We start from the raw sequence: 22,034 nt of genomic DNA, 5'->3' as shown, positions 1-22,034 counted from the left end.
ACCTTAAGGCCGCCCGGGGTTGCGGTGCCTGCCGGCCCGGTGCTCGTCATCGTTCAGCCGCAGTGTTCGAATCCGCTGCCGTAACTGACCCCGCCGGTTCCACCGCCCCATTTCACGCACGTCCCGGCGGCGCTGGCCCGCACCGGCCCGGCGTAGTAGTCGAAGGACCCGCTGTCGGTGCTGCGGGCCCGCCCCTGCACCTCCAGGTACGCCGACGCCGCCGACCTCGTGCCGACCGCGGTGTCCTTGAGGGTGACCACGCAGTTGTTGCCGGTGCCCGAGTGGTACAGCAGGAAGACCCGGCCCTTGCGGTGGCCGTCACCACCGGTCAGCGTCGCCGAGTCGATCACCTGGTAGCCGCTGCCGCACGCCTGCGCCGCCGTGTACGGGTTGGGCCGGCTCGACGGGCTGCCGCTGGACGGCGGTCGGCCGCTGGCCGTACCGGTGGGCGTGCTGCCCGGTGCTGCGGTGCGGCCCGGTCCGCCGCTGGTCGTTGCGGTGGCGGGGGAACCGGTCGGGTCGGCGCTCGCCGTGTGGGTGGCGCCCGGCGTGCCACTCGGCCGGGGTCCGGTGGTGGTCGCGTCCCCAATTGGCAGCGGCGCGTCGGGGGCTGCGGCCGACTCGCCGGCCAGTGCGGGCGGCCGGTCCGCCGCACCGGGATCAGGGCCGGTCGGCATTGCCGCCACGGCCACCGCGACGACCAGCGCGACGAGGACGATCGCGCCGGCCCCGACCAGCAGTGGCCAGCGTCGTCCCGCTCGCCCTGTCGCCAGCCCGTCCTCCCGGGTCCGTTCCGGCTCGGTCGTCGGTGCGGCCGCGGAGCGCTCCGGTGCGGCCGCGGAGCGCTCCGGTGCGCCCACGGCGCCGGCGGGCCCTGCGGCCCCAGGCCCTGCGGCCCCAGGCCCTGCGGCCCCAGGCCCTGCGGCCCCAGGCCCTGCGGCCACCGGCCCTGCGGCCACCGGCCCTGCGGCCACCGGCCCTGCGGCCACCGGCCCTGCGGCCACCGGCCCTGCGGCCACCGGCCCTGCGGCCACCGGCCCTGCGGCCACCGGCCCTGCGGCCACCGGCCCTGCGGCCACCGGCCCTGCGGTCCCCGGCCCTGCTGCCCCCGGCCCTGCTGCCCCCGGCCCCGCTGCCCCCGGCCCCGCGGCCCCCGACCCGGCCGGCACCGACCCGGCCGGTGGCGCGGCAGTCGGGACGACGGGTGGAGTGGAGGCCGAGGCGGCCGGGGTGGGGGCGGTCATCGCCCATGGTGGGCGGGCGGAGACCGGGATGCTCGCCAGGGTCGAGTCGCGGGCATCGGCGGCGGCAGCGGCCAGCTCAGCGGCACTGCCGAACCGGTCCGCCGGACGCTTGGCCAGCGCGCGGGCGACCACGGCGGCGATCGCCGGTGGAGTGTCCGGTGGCAGTGGCACCGGCTCCTCCTGGGCGTGCCGCAGCGCCACCGCAAGGGGGTTGTCGCCGTGGAAGGGCGGCTGACCGGCGAGACAGAAATACGCCACCGCGCCGAGCGCGTACACGTCGGTGGCGGCCGACACCGGCTGCCCGGTGGCCTGCTCGGGAGACATGTACGACGCGGTGCCGAGCACCATGTTCGCGGCGGTGAGCCCGGCCATGCTGCGGGACCGGGCGATGCCGAAGTCGACCAGCACCACTCTGTCATCCGCCTTGACCAGCAGGTTGCCCGGCTTCACGTCCCGGTGCACGATGCCGGCGAGGTGGGCGGTGTGCAGCGCGTCCGCGGCCTGGGCCAGCACCGACATGGCGGTGGCCGGGTCCAGCCTCCCCGCCGCGCGCACCCGGGCGGACAACGGCTCGCCCTCGACGTACTCCATCACCAGGTAGTCGACCTGGCTGCCGTCGGCGAGCGCGGCCTGCCCCACGTCGTGCACCGGGACCACGCCGGGATGCCGTAACGCGGCCAGCATCCGTGCCTCGGCCCGGAACCGGGCGGTGAACTCGGGGTCGGCGACCAGCGACGGCAGCAGCACCTTTACGGCGACCTCGCGTTCCAGCAGCACGTCCGTGCCACGCCAGACCGCACCCATCCCGCCCGTCGCCACCCTCTCGCCCAGCCGATAGCGGTCGCCGAGCAGTACTCCCCGAGTCAGCACCGAGCCACCGTACCGGCTGGCGCCAACGGGTTGATCCACCGTGGGTCCCGCCGGGGCGAGCGGCGGCCGTTGCGCGCCGGGCCGACTACGCTGGCGAGGGTTCGTCCCACGGGGACTTCAGCGGCGAGGGGAGACGCGGCATGGTGTGGAGCTGGCGGTACGAGGGCACGGACGGCCAGGCGGTCGAGGGACCTGCGGAGTCGTTCGGCAGCCAGGCCGACGCCGAATCCTGGATCGGTCAATCCTGGCGGGAGCTCGCGGCGTCCGGCATCACCTCCGTCGCGCTGGTGGAGGACGACCGGGTGGAGTACCGGATGAGCTTGCTGCCCACGGCCGAGTGATGGCTTACGACCGGCCGGGCGCCGACGGGCTGGTCCTCGGCGTACCCAAGGCGGCGTTCCGGCCCAGCCCGGTCTTCCTCGGCCTGGTCGCCCTCTTCGCGGTCAGCGGGGTGCTGGCCTGGAACGGTTACGGCAGCGCCCGGTTCAACGTGTTCCTCTTCGTGGTGTCCGGCTGGCTGGTGTCGCTCTGCCTGCACGAGTACGCCCACGCGGTGGTGGCCTACCGGGCCGGCGACCGGGACATCGCCCACCGCGGTTACCTGACGCTCAACCCGTTGAAGTACACCCACCCGCTGCTGTCGATCGTGCTGCCGGTGGTGGTGGTGCTGCTCGGCGGCATCGGCCTGCCCGGCGGCGCGGTCTGGGTGGACCGGCACTCCATCCCGGGCCGACTGCGGCACACCCTGGTCAGCCTCGCCGGCCCGGCGACCAACGTGTTGTTCGCGCTGGTGTTGGTGGCGGCGGTGCGGATCGGCACCCAGTCGGGTGGCCCGGTGGAGTTCTGGGCCGGGGTGGCGCTGCTGGGCTTCCTGCAACTCACCGCGAGCGTGCTGAACCTGCTGCCGGTGCCCGGCCTGGACGGCGGCAACATGATCCAGCCGTGGCTCAACCCGCAGTGGCGCAAGATGTACGACCTGTTCGCCCCGTATGGTTTCCTGCTGCTCTTCGCCCTGCTGTGGAACCCGCGCGTCGGTGGCTGGTTCTTCGACGGGGTCTTCGCGGTCGGTGACCTGCTCGGTCTGCCCTCGTGGCTCTACGCCACCGGCCTCGACCTGATCCGCTTCTGGAAGAGCTGACCCACCCCACCCTGCCCCGCCCCCCGCCCCCCGCCCCCCGTCCCCCCGCCCCCTGCCCCCGTCCCCCCGCCCCCGTCGATCTAGGGCATATCGCTGCGTGTTGATCTCCGTCAGCAGCGATATGCCCTAGATCGACGGGGCCGGGGCGGCGGGGCGGCGGCGGGGACGGGGGCGGGGCGGCGGCGGGGCGGGGACAGGGGGCGGGGCGGCGGGGCTGGGTGTTACGGGCGTTGGGCCGGGGACTCGGTCTTTGCCGGGTCCCGCTCGGTGACCGGCTCGACGATCTCGTCGATCGCCTTGAGCAGCTCGGCGTCGAGCTTCACCCCGGCCGCTTTCACGTTGTCGTGCACCTGCTCCGGGCGGGACGCGCCGATGATCGCCGACGAGACGTTCGGGTTCTGCAACACCCACGCCACGGCGAGCTGGGCCATGCTGAGCCCGGCCTGCTCGGCGAGGGGCTTGAGCTGCTGGACCCGCGTGAGCACGTCGTCGTTCATGAACCGGGAGATGAAGCCCGCACCCGACTTCTCGTCGGTGGCGCGGGAGCCGGCCGGCGGCGGCTGCCCCGGCAGGTACTTGCCGGAGAGCACGCCCTGCGCCATCGGCGACCAGACGATCTGCCCGATGCCCAGCTCCTTGCTGGCCGGCACGACCTCGGCCTCGATGACCCGCCAGAGCAGCGAATACTGCGGCTGGCTGGAGACCAGCGGGATGTGCAGCTCCCGAGCGAGCGCGTGGGCGGCGCGCAGCTGCGAAGCGGTCCACTCGGAGACGCCGATGTAGTGCGCCTTGCCGGCGTGGACGACGTCGGCGAATGCCTCCATCGTCTCTTCCAGCGGGGTGCTGTTGTCGTAGCGGTGGGCCTGGTAGAGGTCCACGTAGTCGGTGCGCAGCCGGCGCAGCGAGCCGTTGATCGACTCCATGATGTGCTTGCGGGACAGACCACGGTCGTTGCGGCCCGGCCCGGTCGGCCAGTAGACCTTGGTGAAGATTTCCAGCCCTTCGCGGCGCTCGTTCTGCAATGCCCGGCCGAGCACGTCCTCGGCCCGGGTGCCGGCGTACACGTCGGCGGTGTCGAAGGTGGTGATCCCCGCGTCGAGAGCGGCCCGGACGCAGGCGAACGCGGCGTCCTCCTCGACCTGCGAACCGTGGGTGATCCAGTTGCCGTACGAGATCTCGCTGACCATCAGGCCGGAACGGCCCAGGTGTCGGAATTCCATGCACCGACCCTAACTCCGGTGGATCACCACCGTCGACCGGCCGCTCAGAGCACCGGGTTGGCGTCGGTGAGTAGCCGGTCGATCTCGGCCAGCACCTCGGCGCGATCGCGGTGCACAGGGTCGATCAGTGGCTCGCCGCGCCGGTCCAACGCGCCCCACCGCCCGGTACCGCTGCCGACCAGGAACGCAACCGGGTGGATGACCAGCATCGGATGTGTCGGCGGGACCAGCACCGCGCCGGTGCGGTCCAGCACGCCGCGACGACCGGCCACGTCGACCACGGCGAGCCCTTCGTCGGTGAAACCGTCGATCTGCTGGCCGTCGGCCAACTCCGTGACGAACCCGTGGTAGCGGGTGGGCACGACGATCCGGCCGGTCCGGTCGACCGCCCCCCACCCCTCGCGCCGAACTGCGGCCAACCCGCGGCGGAACGGTCGTACGTCAGCGAAGTTGGGTGCGACCTGCACCGCGCCGGTCGCGTCGATCGCCGTCCAACCATCTTCGCCGACCACCCAGGCCAGGCCGTCGCTGAAGGGGCGCGCCGCCCGGTAGGTCGGCGGGATCACCGTCGTACCGAGCAGGTTGATCAGCGACCACCGGTCGGTGTCCGGCCGGCGGACCCAGGCCAACCCGTCGTGGAACGGCTGCGCCTCGGCGTAGCGGGCGGGGATGACCAGCTCGCCGCCCGGGCCGGTGTAACCCCACAGCGGCCCGTCCCGGTCCGGCAGCGGGGGTCGGTCGCGCTCGAGCACCTCGTCGCGACCCCGGCGGTACGGCCCGAAGCCGTCCGCCGTGGCCCGGGCGGTGACCGCGTCGAGGGCCACCCGGATCCGGTCCAGCAGCTCGGCGTCGGCGGCACCGCGCAGGTCGAGCGCCTGCTCGAAGTGCTGGCAGGCCTCCATGAGTCGTCCCTGGTCGTAACACGACCGACCGGTGTGCTCGTGTAGTGCGGCCCGTAACCGGTCGGGCAGCTCGACCGAGTTGGCCTGGGCGAAGAGCTGGTCGGCCTCGGCGAAGTCGCCGCGCCAGCGCAGGACGTGGGCCAGCCGGGCCTGGGCCAGCGCGGTCCGGCGCAGCTCGCCGGTCGCCTCGGCGTAGGTGAGGGCGAGCCGACCGTCGGCCAGCGCGTCATCCAGGTCGCCGAGGATCCGCGAGGCCACCGCCCGCAGGCTGAGCAGCCGGGCCCGGGCGCGGTTGTCGATCGCCGAGCCCAGCTTTGCGGTCAGTCGCCGCCGAATGGCCCGCAGGTCGTCCGGCTCCGTCAGCTCCTCGCGCAGGGTGACCGGGTCCAACCGCCAGCGGTACGCCGCGAGGACCTGCTCCGGATCCCCCTGGTCGGCCAGCGAAGGGCGGGTCACCACCGGCGGAGCGTCGCCGGGTGGTGCGGACACCGGCACGTTCTCCCCGCCCGAGCCGGTCCTGGGACCGGGAACGGCTGAGGCAGGTGGCCCGGACGTCGGCACCGCCGACGCGGGCGGCGCGGACACGGGCGGCGCGGACACGGGCGCTGCCGACATGGGTGCTGGTGAGGTCGGTGGTGCGGAGACTGGTGCTGCGGCGGGTGGCGCGGACACGGGCCATGCCGGCGCGGGCGGCGCGGAGACGGGTGCCGCGGAGGCCGGCGGCGCGGGCACCGGCGGCGCGGAGATGGGCGCTACGGGCGGTGCCGAGACCGGCGGTGCGGGGGGAGCGGAGACCGGAGGGGCCGCTACGGGTGCTGCCGAGACCGGATGGCTCGCGTCGTCGGTGTCGTCGTGGGACGTGACGGGTGGGGCTGGCAGCGCGGCGGCGACCGACCAGTCGTCGACCCGCGAACCGTCCATCGGCCCTGCGGTGCTCGGACCGCTCGCGGCGTCCGACGATCCGTCGTACGGGACGGGCTCGTCCGTCGGGTCGTGCTCGACCGGATCGGTGTCTTCCATGGGACCGGCGCTGACCCGGTGGTCGACCTCGGCGACGGTTTCGGCCTGGTGGTGCGGCATCGCCATGGGAGGTGTGCCGGAGACGGGCCGGTTTTCCTCCACCGATGCCGGCCCGACAGCTGGCGGGGCGTCGTCTGGCTGTGCAGCGTCGACCAGGTCGTCCGCCCAACTGGGTGGGGCGCCGGAGGTCGGGCGTGCGGGTGGCGCGGACACCGGCTCGGGGGCGTCAGTCGGTGTGGAGCCGCCTGCGGGCTCGTCGGCCACATCGCGACGGACGTCGGCGGTCGGTGTCGACGGCTCCCAGTCCACTGCGGCCGGAGCGGTGAAGAGCTCGGTGTCGCCGGCTGTCGGCTCATCGTCGGCCGAGTCGGACGACTGCCGGTCCGACGGCGGCTCGGCCTGGTCGGACGACTGCCGGGGCGACGCTGGCTCGTCCTGGTCGGAATCGGCCGGCTGACCGGGGCTGAACCACGCGCCCGGCCCGCGGGTACTCGGTATCCCGTCCGGCTCGCGAACGGGTGCCACCGGGCCTTCCGAGGGCGGCGGGGGTACGTAGCGGCGCGGTGTACCAGGGGCCAGCGGGAGCGCCAGTTCGATGTCCTCGACCGGGGGCTGCTGGGCCCCCAGGGCTGGGGCCGTAGGGGCCGGGCCCGCAGCGGTCGAGGCCGCCGGGGCGGGGCGGGGCGCCGGCGGGTCCGGTACCTGCCAGGTGGGCGGCGGCGCGACCGACGGGCGTGTGTCCGCCGTCTGGGCCGGCCGCTCCGAGGACTGCGGGCGCTGCGGCGAGACCGGGCTGCGTTCGGTCGGCGTGGTGGTGCCCCGCGGGTCGCCGCCCCCGCGGCGGTCCGGGCTCGGCTCCTCGCCGCGCCGCTGGTCCACCGGGCGGCTTCCGGTGTCCGGACCGGGGTAACGCGGCGGTGCGGTGGGGTGTGCCCCGGCCGCCGGTGCCGGGCCGGCGGACGTCCGGTGCCCAGGCGACAGGGGGGCATCCGACCGCTCGTTGGAGATCGGCGGGTCCACCGGCGCGGGCAGGTACTCCAGCCGCAGGCGTGCGGCAGGTGGACCCGAAACGGGCACGTCGAAGGCAGGGGAGACCGGGGTGGCCGACACCGGTCGGTCCCGGCCGGGCGCAGCGGGGGAGACGGGCGCCGGCGACACCGGTCGCTCCGGGGAGACCGGTTTGGCATGGCCTGACGTGGCCGGTGCCGGCGGAGCCGTCGCGGCCGGGCGCACCGGTCGCTCGTCGTACCGGGACGGGTTGGCCGCCGGTCGCTCGTCGTAGCGGGCCGGAGCGACCGCCGGCCGCTCGGACTGGGCGGCCGGCCGCGACGGGATGCCCGGCTCGGCGCTGCGGTACGGGTCCACGGTGCGGTGTGGGTCGGCGGTGCGCTGTGGGTCCGGGATGCGATGTGGGTCCGCGGTGCGGTGGCCCGGCTCCCGGGTGCGGTCCTGGCGCACCGGACCCGGTGGCGGCCAGGGCAGGTTGCCGTCCGGCCGCTGACCGGGCTGCGGCCGAGGCTCGCGGTACCCGTTCTCGCGAGGACCGTCTGCGCGGTAGGTGTCCGGTCGGGCCTCCTCGTGGGGGCGCCGGTCCGGGTACGCCTCGGCGCGGGCCGCGGCCTCACGGGGCTGCTGCCAGTGCGGGTCGGTGTCGGGCCGACGTCGATCGTCGTCGCGGCGGGGCTGTTCGGGCATCTCCGGCTCGGGTCGTCGCCGACGTCCACCATTGGGTGGCTGTGCTGCGCCGGCCCCCTCGTCCGCGCGGTAGCGCCGCTCCGGGCGCGGGGCGTCGTCGGCGGTCCGGTCCGGGTACCCGTCGGCGCGATACCGCGTGCGGCCGTCCACGGGCGCCCACTGGTCGGCCCCGTCGGCGGTCCGGTCGTCGGCCGTCCGGCCGTCGTGGTCCCGGGTGGGTCGTGGGCCGTATCCGTCGCCGGGGTGCCGCTCGTAACCGGCTGCCGGTCGCTCCTGGGCGCCGCGCCGGTGCGACGCATCGTCCGGCTCCGGCATCCAGCCGGCGTCGGATCGGGGCGCGGGGGAGACCGGCGGCGTGCCGAGGTAACCCCGATCCCGCTCGGTGGGCTCCTGCCGTGGGCGACGGCTGTCGTACCGCTCGGTGGCGGGCTGGTCCCGGTGCCAGGCGGCCTCCCGCGCAGGTCCCCGGTCGTCGGCGGGGCGTCGGTCGGACCAGGCGGTACGCCGGTCCGACTCGGGGGAGCGGCGATCGTCGCGGCGGGGCGGCTCGGGTAGTGGCCGCCGGTACGGCTCGTGGTCGTAGGGGCGGGAGTCGGCACTGTCGGGCCGGCCGTAGGCGGACGCGTCGGCCGAGCGCTCGTCGCCCCGCGGCCGGCCGTAGGTGGGTGCTTCGCCCGGCTCGTCGTCCGCCCAGGACCGACTGTGGGGTGCTGGTTCTGCCGGCGGTTCGTCGGCCCAGGACCGGCCGAGGTAGGTGCCGTCCGAGCGCGTGGGCGCGAGCGACGGCACCTCGGCTCGGCCGGTCACCGTCGCCCGGCCGCGCGGTGGCGGTTGGTGGGGCATGCCGATGTCGCCGGGATAGCGCTGGCCGGGGAACTGGGGGTGCCACTCAGAGGTCGGTTCGGCCACCCAGGATGGTTCGTTCGGGTCTGGCCACCGGTCGGTGTAGCGGCCGTTCATCCGCCGAGCCCGTCGCCACACCCGGCCGCGCGGTCGATTGTCGCCGGAGGTGAGCCAGCCGTAGCCACAGCTGGGTGACTGCCGGGCGTCCGGTCGCCGCCTGCCACGCTCCGGTGGCCGGCTCGCGTCCGCTCGCTCACGCGTTGTCACCTCGTTGCAAATTGTCGCGCTTGGGCCTCGGGTGCCGGTCAGGTTGCTGCTCCGGCAGGCCGTGGCTGCGGATGGAGGGTAACGGCGTGGGCTCGCTCACCGCCACTGTGGCTCCGCCCACCGGCGCAAACGTTATCCCATTGGTTTCGGACATTTGGCCCGATAACCGAATCTCGTCTCCGACGATGCCGCAGCCGGCGACGACTCGACCCGGGCGGGATCGCCGCCGTGCTTCCCGACGTGCTTGTCCGCCGTTCGGCCTGCCTCAAGCACGAACCGCACAACTCCGGGGAAACTGCGGCCTCCAGCACGCCGGAGGCAGCAGTTTCCCTGATGTTGTGCGGTTCGTGGCCGGTGCGTGGGGGACGCTCGCGCCGAGTCGGGTCAGACCTTCGCGCCGAGCTTGACCTGAGGGGCCGGAGCGCGCATCCGCCGGAAGGTGATCGACCGCATGACCGCGTAGAGGAAGAGCGAGCCCATCCGTTGGTCGGACTTCGGGAAGCGCTCCCGGACCAGCTTGCTGATCTTGCGGCAGATCAGCACCGAGTCGATGACCACGCCCAGCGCCAGTGCGCCCCAGAGCACGTTGGAGATCAACCGAACCAGCGGCGGCATGGCCGCGTTCGACCCGATCAGCACGATCAGCGCGCCGCCGAAGAACCAGGTGCCGACGGTACGCCGGGAGTCGACCACGTTGCGGGCCAGCAGCCGCTCCGGGCCACGGTCGCGGGGGCCGCCCTCGCGGCGGAACTCCGACGCGGCCTCGGCGCGCAGTTGGCGGCGACGTTCCCGCTCCTCCTCCTTGGTGAGGGGGCGGCTGGGGCCGGCCGGGCGGCGACCGGCGGCGGGCCGCTTCGGCGTCTCCCGACCCTTGGCCGGGGTGTAGCCCCGGGAACGCTCGGCGGTCTCCTCGGGGGTCACGGAGGTGACAGCCTCGTCGACGAGGTCAGTGGACTTGCGGCGAAAGAGCGAGGGCACGCGGCAAGGGTAGCCAACGGTTCGCGCCCGGTGCACATCGCGGTGCACCGGGCCGACGGCTCCAGGTCGCAGCGCGGCGTCAGACCGGCCTTCATTCGGTCCGGAGCGCCGCCTGCCGGCGCGGAGGCCGAATTATGGCCGCCAGCCGAACTGGAGTTGTCGTAGCGAACGAAGGGTGATCGAGGTTACGGACGCTCGGCGTGCGCGCCCAGGTCGGCGAGCTTCGCCTCGAAGTCCTCGTAGCCCCGGTTGATCAGGTCGACGCCGTACACCCGGGAGGTGCCCTCGGCCGCGAGCGCCGCGATCAGGTGGCTGAAACCGGCCCGCAGGTCCGGGATGACCAGGTCCGCGGCGTGCAGCTTGCTCGGCCCGGCGATCACCGCCGAGTGCTTGAAATTGCGCCGGCCGAAGCGGCAGGGGGTGCCGCCGAGGCAGTCCCGGTAGACCTGAATGTTGGCGCCCATCGAGTTCAGCGCCTCCGTGTAGCCCAGGCGCTGCTCGTAGACCGTCTCGTGGACGATCGACAGCCCGCGGGCCTGGGTGAGCGCCACGACCAGCGGCTGCTGCCAGTCGGTCATGAAGCCCGGGTGCACGTCGGTCTCCAGCGCCACGGCGTTCAACTCGCCGCCCGGGTGCCAGAAGCGGATGCCGCCCTCCTGGCCCGGGTCGCCCAGCTTCGGCGCGCGCGCGTCGGTGACCTCGTACTCGCCGCCGACCGAGCGGAAGATGTTCAGGAAGGTCATCATGTCGGCCTGCTGCGCGCCGAGCACCTCGACGTGACCGCGGGTGGCCAGCGCGGCGGCGGCCCAGCTCGCCGCCTCGATCCGGTCCGGGATCGGCCGGTGGGTGTAGCCGTGCAGCTTCGGCACGCCCTGGATCTCGATCACCCGGTCGGTGTGGACCTTGATGATCGCGCCCATCTTCTGCAGGATGCAGATCAGGTCGATGATCTCCGGCTCCACCGCGGCGTTGCGCAGTTCGGTGACGCCCTCGGCCATCACCGCGGTCAGCAGCACCTGCTCGGTGGCGCCGACGCTCGGGTACGGCAGGGCGAACTTGGTCCCGTGCAGGCCGTTCGGCGCGGACAGGTGCAGACCCTCGGGCCGCTTTTCGACCGTGGCGCCGAACTCCCGCAGCGCCTGGAGGTGGAAGTCGATCGGGCGGGGGCCGATGTGGCAGCCGCCCAGGTCCGGGATGAACGCGCGCCCGAGCCGGTGCAGCAGCGGGCCGCAGAACAGGATCGGGATCCGGCTGGAGCCGGCGTGCACGTTGATCTGGTCGGTGCTGGCGCTCTCCACGTTCGCCGGGTCGAAGACGAGCTCGCCGTCCTCGCCGCCGTCGGTGACCTTGACGCCGTGCAGTCCGAGTAGACCCCGGACCACCTCGACGTCGCGGATCTTCGGCACGTCGAACAGCCGGCTCGGGCTGTCGCCGAGTAACGCGGCGACCATCGCCTTCGATACCAGGTTCTTCGCGCCGCGCACGCGGATCCGCCCTTCGAGCGGAGTGCCTCCGTGCACGACCAGGACGTCGTCGGTCAACGCAACCTCCAGCGCGTCGGTGCTGCCGTGTTGATGGTGGGGTGCCTGAACCTTCTCGCTACCCCGGATGCGGCCATATCGAAACGGCCCGCGTGTGTCGTCGCTCCGGCAGCATAGTCCTCGGTGACGAAAAAGGACTCGGTCACATCGGCTTGTGTGGCATTAATCGGTGATCCGGCACTTTTACGTACCAAGAGCGCTACAGATCGTGATCAGGACGCCGCCGCCGGCGGCGGGGTGTCCGCGCCGGGCAGAGCGAGCATCTGGTCCAGCGCTACCCGGGCGTGGTGCGCGGTGTCGGCGTCCACCGTGATCTGGTTGACGACCCGGCCCGCGACCAGCTCCTCAAGAGCCCAGACCAGGTGCGGTAGATCGATCCGGTTCATCGTCGAGCAGTAGCAGACGGCCTTGTCCAAGAACGTGATCTGCTTGTCCGGGTGGGCCAGCGCGAGCCGGCGGACCAGGTTCAGCTCGGTGCCGAGCGCCCACGCCGAGCCGGCGGGAGCCGCCTCGATCGTCTTGATGATGTATTCGGTGGAGCCAACGTAGTCGGCAGCGGTGACGACCTCGTGCCGGCACTCCGGGTGGACCAGGACGTTGACCCCGGGCACCCGCTCGCGTACGTCGTTGACGCTGTCCAGCGTGAACCGGCCGTGCACCGAGCAGTGCCCCCGCCAGAGGATCATCTTGGCGTCGCGCAGCTGTTCCGGTGTGAGCCCGCCACCGGGCTTGTGCGGGTCGTAGAGCACGCAGTCGTCCAGCGACAGGCCCATCTCCAGCACGGCCGTGTTGCGGCCCAGGTGCTGATCGGGCAGGAAGAGCACCTTCGACCCCTGCTCGAACGCCCAGTCCAGGGCGCGCTTGGCGTTGGACGAGGTGCAGACCACGCCGCCGTTGCGGCCGACGAAGCCCTTGATGTCGGCCGAGGAGTTCATGTATGTCACCGGCACGGTCGCACCGGCGATGCCCAGCTCGGTCAGGGTGTCCCACGCGGCCTCGACCTGGCCCAGGACCGCCATGTCCGCCATCGAGCAGCCCGCCGCGAGGTCGGGCAGGATCACCCGCTGGGCGTCGGTGGTGAGGATGTCGGCGCTCTCGGCCATGAAGTGCACACCGCAGAAGACGATGTACTCCGCGTCCGGACGGGCCGCGGCCTCCCGGGCCAGCTTGAACGAGTCACCGGTCACGTCGGCGAACTGGATGACCTCGTCGCGCTGGTAGTGGTGCCCCAGCACGAAGACCTTGCTGCCCAGCTTCGCCTTCGCGGCCGTGGCGCGGGCCACCAGATCCGGATCGCTGGGCGCCGGCAGGTCGCCCGGACACTCGACGCCACGCTCGGTGTCGGGGTCACTGCCCCGGCCGAGCAGCAGCAGAGCCGTCGCCGTGTTGGAGGGTTCCACCCAGGTCGAAGTCACGTAGCCCATCGTCCCACAGCGCGAGCGCGACGCAGCTTCCCTCGGTGTGGGCTGCCACACTGCTCGGCATGCGCGTGCTGCTCTGCCCGGACAAGTTCGCCGGCACCCTGCCCGCACCGGAGGTGGCCGCTGCGGTGGCCGCCGGCTGGCGCAGCGTCGCCGATGACGACGACCTGCTGATCCGGCCGCTCGCCGACGGTGGACCGGGCTTCGTGGAGGTGCTCGCCGAAGCCCTCGGCGGCCGGCGGGTGCCGGTGTCGACGGTCGACCCGCTGGGCCGGCCGGCGGCCGGTGAGATCCTGCTCACCGCCGACGGCGCGACCGCCTATCTGGAGAGCGCGCAGGCGTGCGGCCTGCACCTGCTTTCCACCGCCGAACGCGACCCGAAGACCACCACCTCGTACGGGCTGGGCCTGTTGGTGGCCGCCGCTGTGGAGAGCGGTGCCCGGACCGTGGTGATCGGGCTGGGCGGCTCCGGCACCAACGACGCCGGAGCCGGAATGCTCGCCGCGCTGGGCGTGACCCCGCTCGACACCGCCGGCGCCGCGCTGCCGTACGGCGGGGCCGCGCTGGCCGCGGTCGCCGCGGTGGACGGCGCACCCCGGCTGCGTGGTGCCCGGCTGGTCGCCGCCACCGACGTGGACAACCCGCTGCTCGGCCTGCACGGCGCGAGCAACGTGTTCGGCCCGCAGAAGGGCGCCGACCGGGCCGACGTGCTGCTGCTCGACGCCGCGCTGGAACGCTTCGCAGCGGTGCTGGAGCGGGACCTGCCCGGCTGCCCGGCGGGGCTCGGCGCGCTGCCCGGCGGCGGTGCGGCCGGCGGCCTCGGCGCGGCCATCCTCGCGCTCGGTGGCGGCTGCGAGTCGGGCATCGGCCTGGTCACCCGGGCCACCCGGCTGGACGCCGCACTGGACACCGCCGACCTGGTGATCACCGGTGAGGGGTCGTTCGACCACCAGTCGTTGCGCGGCAAGGTGGTCGCCGGGGTGGCCGGCGCCGCCCGCGACCGGGGGGTGCCCTGCGTGGTGGTGGCCGGCCAGGTCAGCACCGGCCGGCGGGAGGCCGCCTCGGCGGGGGTGACCGACGCGTACAGCCTGGTCGAGCACTTCGGCGGGGAGGAGGCCGGCGGGCTGGACGCCGCGTTGAGTCGGCCCGCGGAGGGTTTGCGCGAGCTGGGCGCCCGACTGGCCCGGCAGTGGAGCCGTTGAGCACGTCGACAGCCCGGCTGGTCCGTGCCGCGACCGGGCCGACCTGCGGCGGGGGTCACGGCACGCGGGTGAGCCCGGCCGGGGCGGCGTACGATCGGCGGAGGAACACAATCGGGAATCACTGGACGGCGCGCGGCGTTGGCCAGTGCGTCCGGACCCAAACCGCGCAGGGAGACTTCCACGTGACCACGCCAGCGCAGACCGAGTCGACCGAGGCCCAGGCCCCTACTTCCGTCGTCCTCACCGACGTCGCGGCGCAGAAGGTCAAGGCCCTGATCGAGCAGGAGGGCCGCGACGACCTGCGGCTCCGCGTCGCGGTGCAGCCGGGCGGCTGCTCCGGCCTGCGGTACCAGCTCTTCTTCGACGAGCGTTCGCTCGACGGTGACGTCGTCACCGACTTCGACGGTGTCGGGGTCGTCGTCGACCGGATGAGCGCCCCCTACCTGTCCGGTGCGACGATCGACTTCGCCGACCGGATCGACGCACAGGGCTTCACCATCGACAACCCCAACGCGGGCAACTCCTGCGCCTGCGGTGACTCGTTCAACTGAGTCGCGCCACACACCAGCACGAGGCGGGGCCGTCCTTCGGGGCGGCCCCGCCGTCGTGTCGAGGTGCCGGTGGGAGCGGTCCCGGGTCGCCGGTTACGGCCGGTTGCCGTTGTCCGACCGACCGGACACCATCGGGTTGCCGGGCCGGTAGGCTGACCGCGCCCTGCCTCCGACCCCGAGGGTTGACATGAAGATCGCCGTCACTGGCTCGATCGCCACCGATCACCTGATGAGTTTCCCCGGTCGCTTCGCCGACCAGCTCATCGCCGATCAGCTGCACAAGGTGTCCCTCTCCTTCCTGGTAGATGACCTGGTGCTCCGCCGCGGCGGCGTGGCGGCGAACATCTCCTTCGGCATGGGGCAGCTCGGGCTGCGCCCGGTGCTGCTCGGCGCGGTCGGGGCGGACTTCGCCGACTACCGCTCCTGGCTGGAGCGCCACGGCGTGGACTGCGACTCGGTGCACATCAGCGAGGTGGCGCACACGGCCCGGTTCGTCTGCACCACCGACACCGACATGTGCCAGATCGCCTCGTTCTACGCCGGCGCGATGAGCGAGGCGCGCAACATCGAGCTGGCCCCGGTCGCCGACCGGCTCGGCGGCCTGGACCTGGTGCTGGTCAGCGCCAACGACCCGGAGGCGATGCTGCGCCACTCGGCCGAGTGCCGCACCCGCGGGTACGCGTTCGCCGCCGACCCCTCCCAGCAGCTCGCGCGGATGCCGGGCGAGGACGTGGTGGCGCTGATCGAGGGCGCCGAGTTCCTGATGACCAATGACTACGAGAAGTCGTTGCTGCAGAGCAAGGCGCAGCTGAGCGATGACCAGCTGCTCGACCTGGTCAAGGTGCGGGTCACCACGCTGGGCAAGCACGGCGTGGAGATCGCCGGGCGGGGCATCGACCCGATCCACGTGCCGATCGCCCGGGAGATTCGCGCGGTCGACCCGACCGGCGTGGGTGACGGCTTCCGGGCCGGCTTCTTCACCGCGCTGTCCTGGGGCCTCGGTCTGGAGCGGGCCGCCCAGGTCGGCTCGCTGCTCGCCACGCTGGTCCTGGAAACCGTCGGGACCCAGGAGTACGACGTCCGCCACGACCTGTTCGTCAAGCGCCTCGCCGAGTCCTACGGAGACACCGCAGCAGACGAGATCCGCCCGCACCTCCTCCCGTCGTAGTCCCCCACCCCTCCTCGGCGATCTTGCACTTTGTGTCGCCGATCTGCGGCTTTTGCGCGCGTTTGTCGGGGCAGAAACCGCAAGATCGCCGGGGTGGGTGGGTGGGTGGGTGGGTGGGGTCAGTGCGAGCGGCGGACGTCGTAGGCGGGGCCTTCGGGGCCGTTGACGGAGCCGAGGAACTCGTGGCCGCGCATCCGGCACCAGGCGGGAATGTCGACCGCTGCCGCCGGGTCGTCGGCCAGCACCCGCACCACCGTGCCGACCGGCACCTGCGGCAACCGCCGGGCCGCCGCGATCACGGGCAGCGGGCAGCGCTGCCCCCGGCAGTCGATGACCTCGTCCGGCACTGTCACAGCCCCACCACCCCGGCCTCGGCGCGCAACTCGGCGACGATCCCGGGCAGTTCGGTGAGGAACCGCTCGACGTCCGCCTCGGTCGTCTCCCGATGCAGGCTGACCCGCACGTTGCCGTGCGAGAGCACCCCCATCGCCTCCAGCACGTGCGACGGGCGCAGCGTGGACGAGGTGCAGGACGAGCCGGAGGACACGGCGAAGCCCCGCCGGTCCAGTGCGTGCAGCAGCGCCTCGCCATCGACGTACAGGCACGAGAAGGTGACCAGGTGGGGAAGCCGGAGCACCGGGTCGCCGACCACCTCCACGTCGGGGACCTCCGCCGCGACCCGCACCCGGATCCGGTCCACCAGCGGGTCCAGCCGGGTCGCCTCGGCCGCCGCGTCGGCCGCCGCCGCCCGCAGGCTCGCCGCCGCCGCCACCACCGCGGGCAGGTTCACCACCCCGGGGGTACGCCCACCCTCCCGCTCGTCGGCCGGCCAGGGTGACTCCCAGCGGGTCCCCTTACGGACCGCCAGCACGCCCACCCCGGGTGGACCGCCCCACTTGTGGGCGCTCGCGGTGAGCACCGACCAGCCGGCCGGCAGGGGCACCCGCCCGACCGACTGTGCGGCGTCCACGTAGAGCGGCACGCCCACGTCGGCGCAGGTGGCCGCCGCCTCGGCGACCGGTTGCACGGTGCCCACCTCGTGACTGGCGGTGATCAGTGCGGCCAGCGCGACTCCGGGGGCCTGAACGGCGGCCGACCAGGCGGTCAGGTCCAGTCGGCCCAACCGGTCGACCGGCACCGCAGTGGCGGCTCCGCCCGCGGCGACGTGCCGCTCCGCGGCGTGCAGCACCGCCGAGTGCTCGATCGCCGAGTGCACCAGCGTCGACCCGACCCGGCGCCGCCCCGCCAGACCCCCGAGCACCGCCCCGTGGGCTGCGGTCGTACCGCTGGGGGTGAAGGACACCTCGTCGGCGCGGACGCCGAGCGTCAGCGCGGTGGCCTCGCGGGCGGCGTCGAGCAGTTGCCGTGCCCGGCGAGCCTGGGTGTAGAGCTTGCCCGGGTCGGCCCAGCCATCGTCGAACGCGGCCAGCAGCGCCTGCCGCGCGACCGGGTGCATCGGCGCGGCGGTCGCCGCGTCCAGGTAGACCGGGGATGCGCTCACGGTGCCCTACGTTATCGCGGAGGTATGGCCAGGTTCCCCCCAATGGGGGGTGGACAGCGACCCCACCACGGTCGAGTCCGTCATGGTCGAGTAATCTGCGACCGTCGGTGACGCCTTTGCCGCCGGTGCTGACGAAAGACGCACCGCGGCGCGCTAGGGAGGCAGGACCAGGTGGTCGCAAGGAGTTCGGAGGTACGGCCGTCGGCCGTACGGCACAGCGCTTCCCGAGGGGTCGGTGGACGCCGGGGGCGTGGTGCTGGTCGGTTGGCCGGGCTCGGTCTCGGTGGCGTGGCGCTGCTGGTCCTGCTCACAGGCTGTGACGTCGGTGCGGCGTTCGACGGCTTCGGCTGGCCGCAGGGCGGCATCTCGGCCGAGTCCCGGCGGATGTACGACCTGTGGATCGCCTCCTGTGTCGCCGCGCTCGCGGTCGGCATCTTGGTGTGGGGCCTGATCTTCTGGTGCGTGGTGCGCTACCGCAAGCGTGGCAACGCGCTGCCGGTGCAGACTCGCTACAACATGCCGATGGAGTTCCTCTACACCATCGCGCCGATCCTGATCGTCTCCGTGCTCTTCTACTACACGGCGGTCGTGCAGACCGACGTCGACAAGTTGTCCAAGAACCCGGACGTCACGGTCGAGGTCGTCGCCTTCAAGTGGAACTGGCAGTTCAACTACCGCGACGGCCAGGGCACGGAGGCCCGCACCACCGCGTCGACGCTGGGCACCAGCGAGGTCATCCCGGTGCTGGTGCTGCCGACCAACCGGTCCATCCGGTTCGAGGAGACCAGCCGCGACGTCATCCACTCGTTCTGGGTGCCGGAGCTGCTGTTCAAGCGGGACGTCATGCCGGGCAAGATCCGCAACGTGTTCGAGGTCTCCAGCCTGGACGTCGAGGGTGCCTTCGTCGGGCGCTGCGCCGAGCTGTGCGGCAGCTACCACGCGTTCATGAACTTTGAGCTGCGGGTGGTCTCGCCGGAGAAGTACGACAGGTTCCTGGCTGCCAAGCAGGGCGGCAAGTCCACCCAGGATGCGCTGGCCGAGATCGGTGAGCAGCCGTACGCGGAGAAAACGCAGCCGTTCGACACCCGGCGGACGCAGGACAACTTCAACCCGGACGAAGTTCCGGACCGCACGGGAAGCTGAGGCAGCCGCATGAAGACCGAGTGGCGTATCTTCCTGATCATCGCCGGGTTCCTTTTCGGTACCGCCATCCTCTACGGCGTCTGGACGAACGGTGAGTCGGGCGGCATCGAGTGGGTGGGTACCATCGCCCTGCTGCTGTCCTTCCTGCTCTGCTCGATGTGCGGTGGCTTCTTCTGGTTCGTCTCCCGCCGGATCGACCTGCGCCCGGAGGATCGTCCGGACGCCGAGATCGCCGACGGTGCCGGCGAGGTCGGTTTCTTCAGCCCGGGCAGCTACTGGCCGTTCGGCCTGGCGATGGCCGCCGCGATTGCCGCGGTCGGCCTGGCGTTATGGCAGTACTGGCTGATCGGCGCCGGCCTGTTGGCGGTCATCTTCGCGGCCTGCGGGCTGCTGTTCGAGTACTACTCGGGCACCCGGCGTACCGCCGAGCACTGATCCGCCCGGTCGCCTCACGATCGACTCGTACGCCTCGAAGGCCCGCACCCCCCACCGGGGGAGCGGGCCTTCGTCGTGTGCGGGGGCCGACCAGGCCCGACATCATTGATGTCGGGGCATCCCGTCCTCCGGACACCGCAGATTCAAGAATTCCGAGTTGACCAGCCCGGCGCCCGCGTGCGACCCGCGCCGACGTCAGGCGCGGGTGGGTCAGGCGGTGGTGGCGGTCTTGATCCAGCGGTCGAGGGTCCCGGCGGCCGCGCCGGAGTCGATCGACTCGGCCGCACGCTCCAGGCCGGCGCGTAGCGCCTCGGTCAGGTCGCCGTCGAGCGGGCCCTGCGTGGCCAGCGCCGCCGCAGCGTTGACCAGCACCGCGTCGCGGACCGGGCCCTTCTCGCCAGCCAGCAGGCGACGGGCCACCCCCGCGTTGTACGCGGCGTCAGCGCCCCGCAGGTCCGCGAGGGTGGCCCGGGGTACTCCCAGGTCCATCGCGTCCAGCACGGTCTCGCGTACGGTGCCGCCCTGGGCCACCCAGATCCGGGTCGGTGCGGCCGTGGTGAACTCGTCCAGCCCGTCCTCGCCGCGCATCACCAGGACGGAGTCACCGCGGGCGGCGAACACACCAGCCATCACCGGGGCCATCCGCGGGTCGAAGCAGCCGACGGCGCCGGCACGGGGCCGGGCCGGGTTGGTCAGCGGACCGAGGAAGTTGAAGACGGTGGGCACGCCCAACTCCCGGCGGACCGGCCCGGTGTGCCGCATCCCCGGGTGGAACCGGGCCGCGAAGCAGAACCCGATGCCCGCCTCGGTGACGCAGCGGACGATCGCGTCCGGATCGAGGTCGAGCGGGACGCCGAGAAACTCCAACAGGTCGGCCGTGCCGCAGGAGGACGATGCCGCCCGGTTGCCGTGCTTGACGACGCGGACGCCGGCACCCGCCACCACCAGGGCGGCCATGGTGGAGATGTTGACCGTGTGGGCGAGGTCACCGCCGGTGCCCACCACGTCCAGTGCGGTGGACCGCAGCTCGTCGGGGAGGTCGACCGGGACGGCCCGGCTCAACATCGTCTCCACCAGCCCAGCCAGCTCGGCCGATGTCTCACCCTTGGCCCGCAGCGCCACCGCGAAGCCCGCGACCTGCGCGGCGCCCGCCGAGCCGGCCATGATCTCGCCCATCGCCCAGGCGGTGTCGGCGGTAGACAGCTCCTCGCCGCGCAGCAGCGAGTTGAGCAGGTGCGGCCAGGTCCGATCGCCCATGGCGGGCCTCCCGAGCGTGCGAAGTGCGGGTGGGCTGGAACCGGCGCCGAGGAGATCCGGCGCCGTGCTGGTGCCGGAGAGCGTGGGGACGTCAGGCGGGTGCGTGCGTCCGCAGCAGCTCGGCGACCGTGCCTCCGGTGGTCACCGGGTCGAGCGGGTGCACCAGCGTCGCGTCGACCTCGGCGTACGCGGCGAGCCATCGGTCGGCGGCGCGGGCGATCACCAGGCAGGTCGGGGGAGCGTCGTCCCGGTCGTCCTTGATCTGCCGGGCGATGCCGATGCCGCCGCCCGGGCTCGCCTCACCGTCGAGCAGCAGCAGGTCGATCTCGTAGTCGTCGACCAGGCGGATGGTCTCCGCGTAGGTCGACGCGTCGACGAACTCGATCTGCAGCCCGGGCGCGGGCCGGGTGCCGACGGCCATCCGCATCCGATCACGGACCTGCGGGTCGTCACTGTAGAGCAGAACGGTGCAAAGACGATCACTCATGCCGGCACTCCGCTTCGCTCCGTGCCGTCATGAGGCACCATCGCACTGAGCTTGATGATTCGTTCGCTGCGCTCGCTCATGCCGGCACTCCGTTTCCACCTCGTAGCTGATCGCCGATCGTACCGGTCGGCGTGACGTAGCTGACATCCCGCCCGTCGCCGCCCGTCGGGCGTACCGTCCGTGCAGCTCAGGCGCCTGCGGCGTTGGCGGCGCGCTCGCGGGCCTCCTGGCGATCCAGCTCGCGGTCGACCCGGCGGGCCTCCCGTTCGGACTGCTTGACCCACTGGACCACCAGGACCGCGAGCATGGTCACACTGACGAACTCACCGCCGGCCCAGAGGATGCCGCCGGCGACCACCTGGTCCGCCCAGGGGTCGGACCAACCGAGGTTGAGCGACGGGTACCAGTCGCCGCCGAAGAGCGTGCTGCTCTGCATGATGGTGAGGCCGAGCACGGTGTGGAACGGCACGGAGAGCAGCATCAGCAGCGCACGCGCCGGGTACGGCCAGCGGCCGGGCAGCGGGTCCAGGCCGAGCAGCGGCCAGAAGAACACGCAGCCGGTCATGATGAAGTGCGCGTGCACCAGCTCGTGTGCCCAGACGTGCTCGAGGGTGAAGCGGTACAGGTCGCTGAAGTACAGGACGAACGGGTTGACCACGAAGATGGCGAACGCCACCAGCGGGAAGCTGTAGACCCGGGCGACGCGGCTGTGCACGATCGCCAGCAGGCGCTTGCGCGGCCCGACCGGCAGGGTCCGCAGGGCCAGGGTCATCGGCGCGCCCAGCGCCAGGAAGATCGGCGCCACCATGGACAGCACCATGTGCTGGATCATGTGCACGGACAGCAGCGCCGTGTCGTACGCGTGCAGCCCGCTGACCGTGACCAGCGCGATGCCGCCCAGCCCGGGGCCGAGGAAGAACACGGTACGGGCGATCGGCCACCGGTCTCCCCGCACACGCAGACGGTGCACCCCGTAGAGGTACAGGCCGGCGGCGAGCACCAGGCCGAGGGCCAGCCAGCTGTCCAGCCGGGTCTCGGTCAGCACCGCGCCGACGGTGAACGGCGGAGGGGCCGAGGTGGCGGCGAAGATCGGATCGACGTGCAGCACCTTTCCAGGCTAGGCCAGGCGAACCGGACCCTGACGCTCGGGC

Annotated in this window: 18 protein-coding genes; 7 read left to right on the top strand and 11 right to left on the bottom strand. The window is 72.9% G+C overall.

Annotated features, from left to right (window positions below):
• Positions 1-53: 53 nt before the first annotated feature.
• The gene (locus tag OG811_RS02580; protein WP_406071839.1) at positions 54-2,114 is read right to left on the bottom strand and encodes a protein kinase domain-containing protein; all 2,061 of its coding nucleotides are present in this window, start codon (positions 2,112-2,114) and stop codon (positions 54-56) included.
• A 140-nt stretch (positions 2,115-2,254) separates the two neighbouring features.
• On the opposite strand from OG811_RS02580, the gene OG811_RS02575 reads away from it, so the two are divergent.
• Together OG811_RS02575 and OG811_RS02570 are read left to right on the top strand one after the other, a co-directional pair.
• On the top strand, positions 2,255-2,455 hold the full coding sequence (locus OG811_RS02575) for a hypothetical protein (RefSeq protein ID WP_406071837.1): 201 nt from the start codon (positions 2,255-2,257) through the stop codon (positions 2,453-2,455).
• Positions 2,455-3,252 (top strand): site-2 protease family protein, encoded by a 798-nt coding sequence (locus OG811_RS02570; RefSeq protein ID WP_406071835.1) that lies wholly within the window; start codon positions 2,455-2,457, stop codon positions 3,250-3,252. Before OG811_RS02575 ends, OG811_RS02570 begins: the two co-directional genes overlap by 1 nt.
• A gap of 221 nt (positions 3,253-3,473) precedes the next feature.
• Here OG811_RS02570 and OG811_RS02565 read toward each other — a convergent pair whose 3' ends face one another.
• The 5 genes from OG811_RS02565 to nadA all read right to left on the bottom strand — a co-directional run bounded on the left by OG811_RS02565 (position 3,474) and on the right by nadA (position 13,133).
• The gene (locus OG811_RS02565; protein WP_406071833.1) at positions 3,474-4,472 is read right to left on the bottom strand and encodes an aldo/keto reductase family protein; all 999 of its coding nucleotides are present in this window, start codon (positions 4,470-4,472) and stop codon (positions 3,474-3,476) included.
• A 44-nt stretch (positions 4,473-4,516) separates the two neighbouring features.
• A complete protein-coding gene (locus OG811_RS02560; protein ID WP_406071831.1) occupies positions 4,517-8,998 on the bottom strand; it encodes a WG repeat-containing protein in 4,482 nt (1,493 codons plus the stop codon).
• 585 nt (positions 8,999-9,583) lie between these two features.
• A complete protein-coding gene (locus tag OG811_RS02555; RefSeq protein ID WP_406071830.1) occupies positions 9,584-10,177 on the bottom strand; it encodes a DUF3043 domain-containing protein in 594 nt (197 codons plus the stop codon).
• Positions 10,178-10,362: 185 nt separating this feature from the next.
• Positions 10,363-11,718, bottom strand: coding sequence for a UDP-N-acetylglucosamine 1-carboxyvinyltransferase (gene murA, locus OG811_RS02550; protein WP_406071828.1), 1,356 nt, complete (start codon positions 11,716-11,718; stop codon positions 10,363-10,365).
• Positions 11,719-11,930: 212 nt separating this feature from the next.
• Positions 11,931-13,133 carry a quinolinate synthase NadA gene (gene nadA, locus OG811_RS02545; RefSeq protein ID WP_406071826.1) on the bottom strand — a complete coding sequence of 401 codons (1,203 nt, stop codon included), beginning with the start codon at positions 13,131-13,133 and terminating at the stop codon, positions 11,931-11,933.
• A 68-nt stretch (positions 13,134-13,201) separates the two neighbouring features.
• Between nadA and OG811_RS02540 the strand changes: the two genes are divergently transcribed.
• The 3 genes from OG811_RS02540 to OG811_RS02530 all read left to right on the top strand — a co-directional run bounded on the left by OG811_RS02540 (position 13,202) and on the right by OG811_RS02530 (position 16,060).
• Positions 13,202-14,341 (top strand): glycerate kinase, encoded by a 1,140-nt coding sequence (locus OG811_RS02540; RefSeq protein ID WP_406075464.1) that lies wholly within the window; start codon positions 13,202-13,204, stop codon positions 14,339-14,341.
• A 182-nt stretch (positions 14,342-14,523) separates the two neighbouring features.
• The gene (gene erpA, locus OG811_RS02535; protein WP_357010816.1) at positions 14,524-14,892 is read left to right on the top strand and encodes an iron-sulfur cluster insertion protein ErpA; all 369 of its coding nucleotides are present in this window, start codon (positions 14,524-14,526) and stop codon (positions 14,890-14,892) included.
• Between the two features lie 187 nt (positions 14,893-15,079).
• Positions 15,080-16,060, top strand: a complete 981-nt coding sequence (locus OG811_RS02530; RefSeq protein ID WP_406071824.1) for a carbohydrate kinase family protein — start codon at positions 15,080-15,082, stop codon at positions 16,058-16,060.
• A 119-nt stretch (positions 16,061-16,179) separates the two neighbouring features.
• Here the strand turns inward: OG811_RS02530 and OG811_RS02525 are convergent, their stop codons facing one another.
• A complete protein-coding gene (locus OG811_RS02525) occupies positions 16,180-16,413 on the bottom strand; it encodes a sulfurtransferase TusA family protein (RefSeq protein WP_406071823.1) in 234 nt (77 codons plus the stop codon).
• A complete protein-coding gene (locus OG811_RS02520; protein WP_406071821.1) occupies positions 16,410-17,561 on the bottom strand; it encodes a cysteine desulfurase family protein in 1,152 nt (383 codons plus the stop codon). The genes OG811_RS02525 and OG811_RS02520 overlap by 4 nt, the downstream gene beginning before the upstream one ends.
• A 171-nt stretch (positions 17,562-17,732) precedes the next feature.
• On the opposite strand from OG811_RS02520, the gene coxB reads away from it, so the two are divergent.
• The gene (gene coxB, locus OG811_RS02515) at positions 17,733-18,704 is read left to right on the top strand and encodes a cytochrome c oxidase subunit II (RefSeq protein ID WP_406071820.1); all 972 of its coding nucleotides are present in this window, start codon (positions 17,733-17,735) and stop codon (positions 18,702-18,704) included.
• A gap of 9 nt (positions 18,705-18,713) precedes the next feature.
• Positions 18,714-19,139 (top strand): cytochrome c oxidase subunit 4, encoded by a 426-nt coding sequence (locus OG811_RS02510; RefSeq protein ID WP_406071818.1) that lies wholly within the window; start codon positions 18,714-18,716, stop codon positions 19,137-19,139.
• 210 nt (positions 19,140-19,349) lie between these two features.
• On the opposite strand, the gene trpD is transcribed toward OG811_RS02510, so the two are convergent.
• The 3 genes from trpD to OG811_RS02495 all read right to left on the bottom strand — a co-directional run bounded on the left by trpD (position 19,350) and on the right by OG811_RS02495 (position 21,991).
• Complete coding sequence (trpD, locus tag OG811_RS02505; RefSeq protein ID WP_406071816.1) at positions 19,350-20,396, bottom strand: anthranilate phosphoribosyltransferase; 1,047 nt, start codon at positions 20,394-20,396, stop codon at positions 19,350-19,352.
• Between the two features lie 91 nt (positions 20,397-20,487).
• Positions 20,488-20,883 (bottom strand): hypothetical protein, encoded by a 396-nt coding sequence (locus tag OG811_RS02500; RefSeq protein WP_145779657.1) that lies wholly within the window; start codon positions 20,881-20,883, stop codon positions 20,488-20,490.
• A gap of 187 nt (positions 20,884-21,070) precedes the next feature.
• A complete protein-coding gene (locus OG811_RS02495; protein ID WP_406071815.1) occupies positions 21,071-21,991 on the bottom strand; it encodes a cytochrome c oxidase assembly protein in 921 nt (306 codons plus the stop codon).
• Positions 21,992-22,034 lie beyond the last annotated feature (43 nt).

The sequence above is a fragment of the Micromonospora sp. NBC_01638 genome (assembly GCF_045209745.1).
GTDB lineage: Bacteria > Actinomycetota > Actinomycetes > Mycobacteriales > Micromonosporaceae > Micromonospora.
The sequence above is the reverse complement of the archived record's forward strand: the minus strand, read 5'-3'. Positions and strand labels throughout refer to the sequence as shown.

Coding starts and splice junctions, on each gene's coding strand:
- OG811_RS02575 (WP_406071837.1), top strand. CDS start 2,255: ATGGTGTGGAGCTGGCGGTACGAGGGCACGGACGGCCAGGCGGTCGAG.
- OG811_RS02570 (WP_406071835.1), top strand. CDS start 2,455: ATGGCTTACGACCGGCCGGGCGCCGACGGGCTGGTCCTCGGCGTACCC.
- OG811_RS02565 (WP_406071833.1), bottom strand. CDS start 4,472: ATGGAATTCCGACACCTGGGCCGTTCCGGCCTGATGGTCAGCGAGATC.
- OG811_RS02540 (WP_406075464.1), top strand. CDS start 13,202: ATGCGCGTGCTGCTCTGCCCGGACAAGTTCGCCGGCACCCTGCCCGCA.
- OG811_RS02530 (WP_406071824.1), top strand. CDS start 15,080: ATGAAGATCGCCGTCACTGGCTCGATCGCCACCGATCACCTGATGAGT.
- OG811_RS02510 (WP_406071818.1), top strand. CDS start 18,714: ATGAAGACCGAGTGGCGTATCTTCCTGATCATCGCCGGGTTCCTTTTC.
- trpD (WP_406071816.1), bottom strand. CDS start 20,396: ATGGGCGATCGGACCTGGCCGCACCTGCTCAACTCGCTGCTGCGCGGC.
- OG811_RS02500 (WP_145779657.1), bottom strand. CDS start 20,883: ATGAGTGATCGTCTTTGCACCGTTCTGCTCTACAGTGACGACCCGCAG.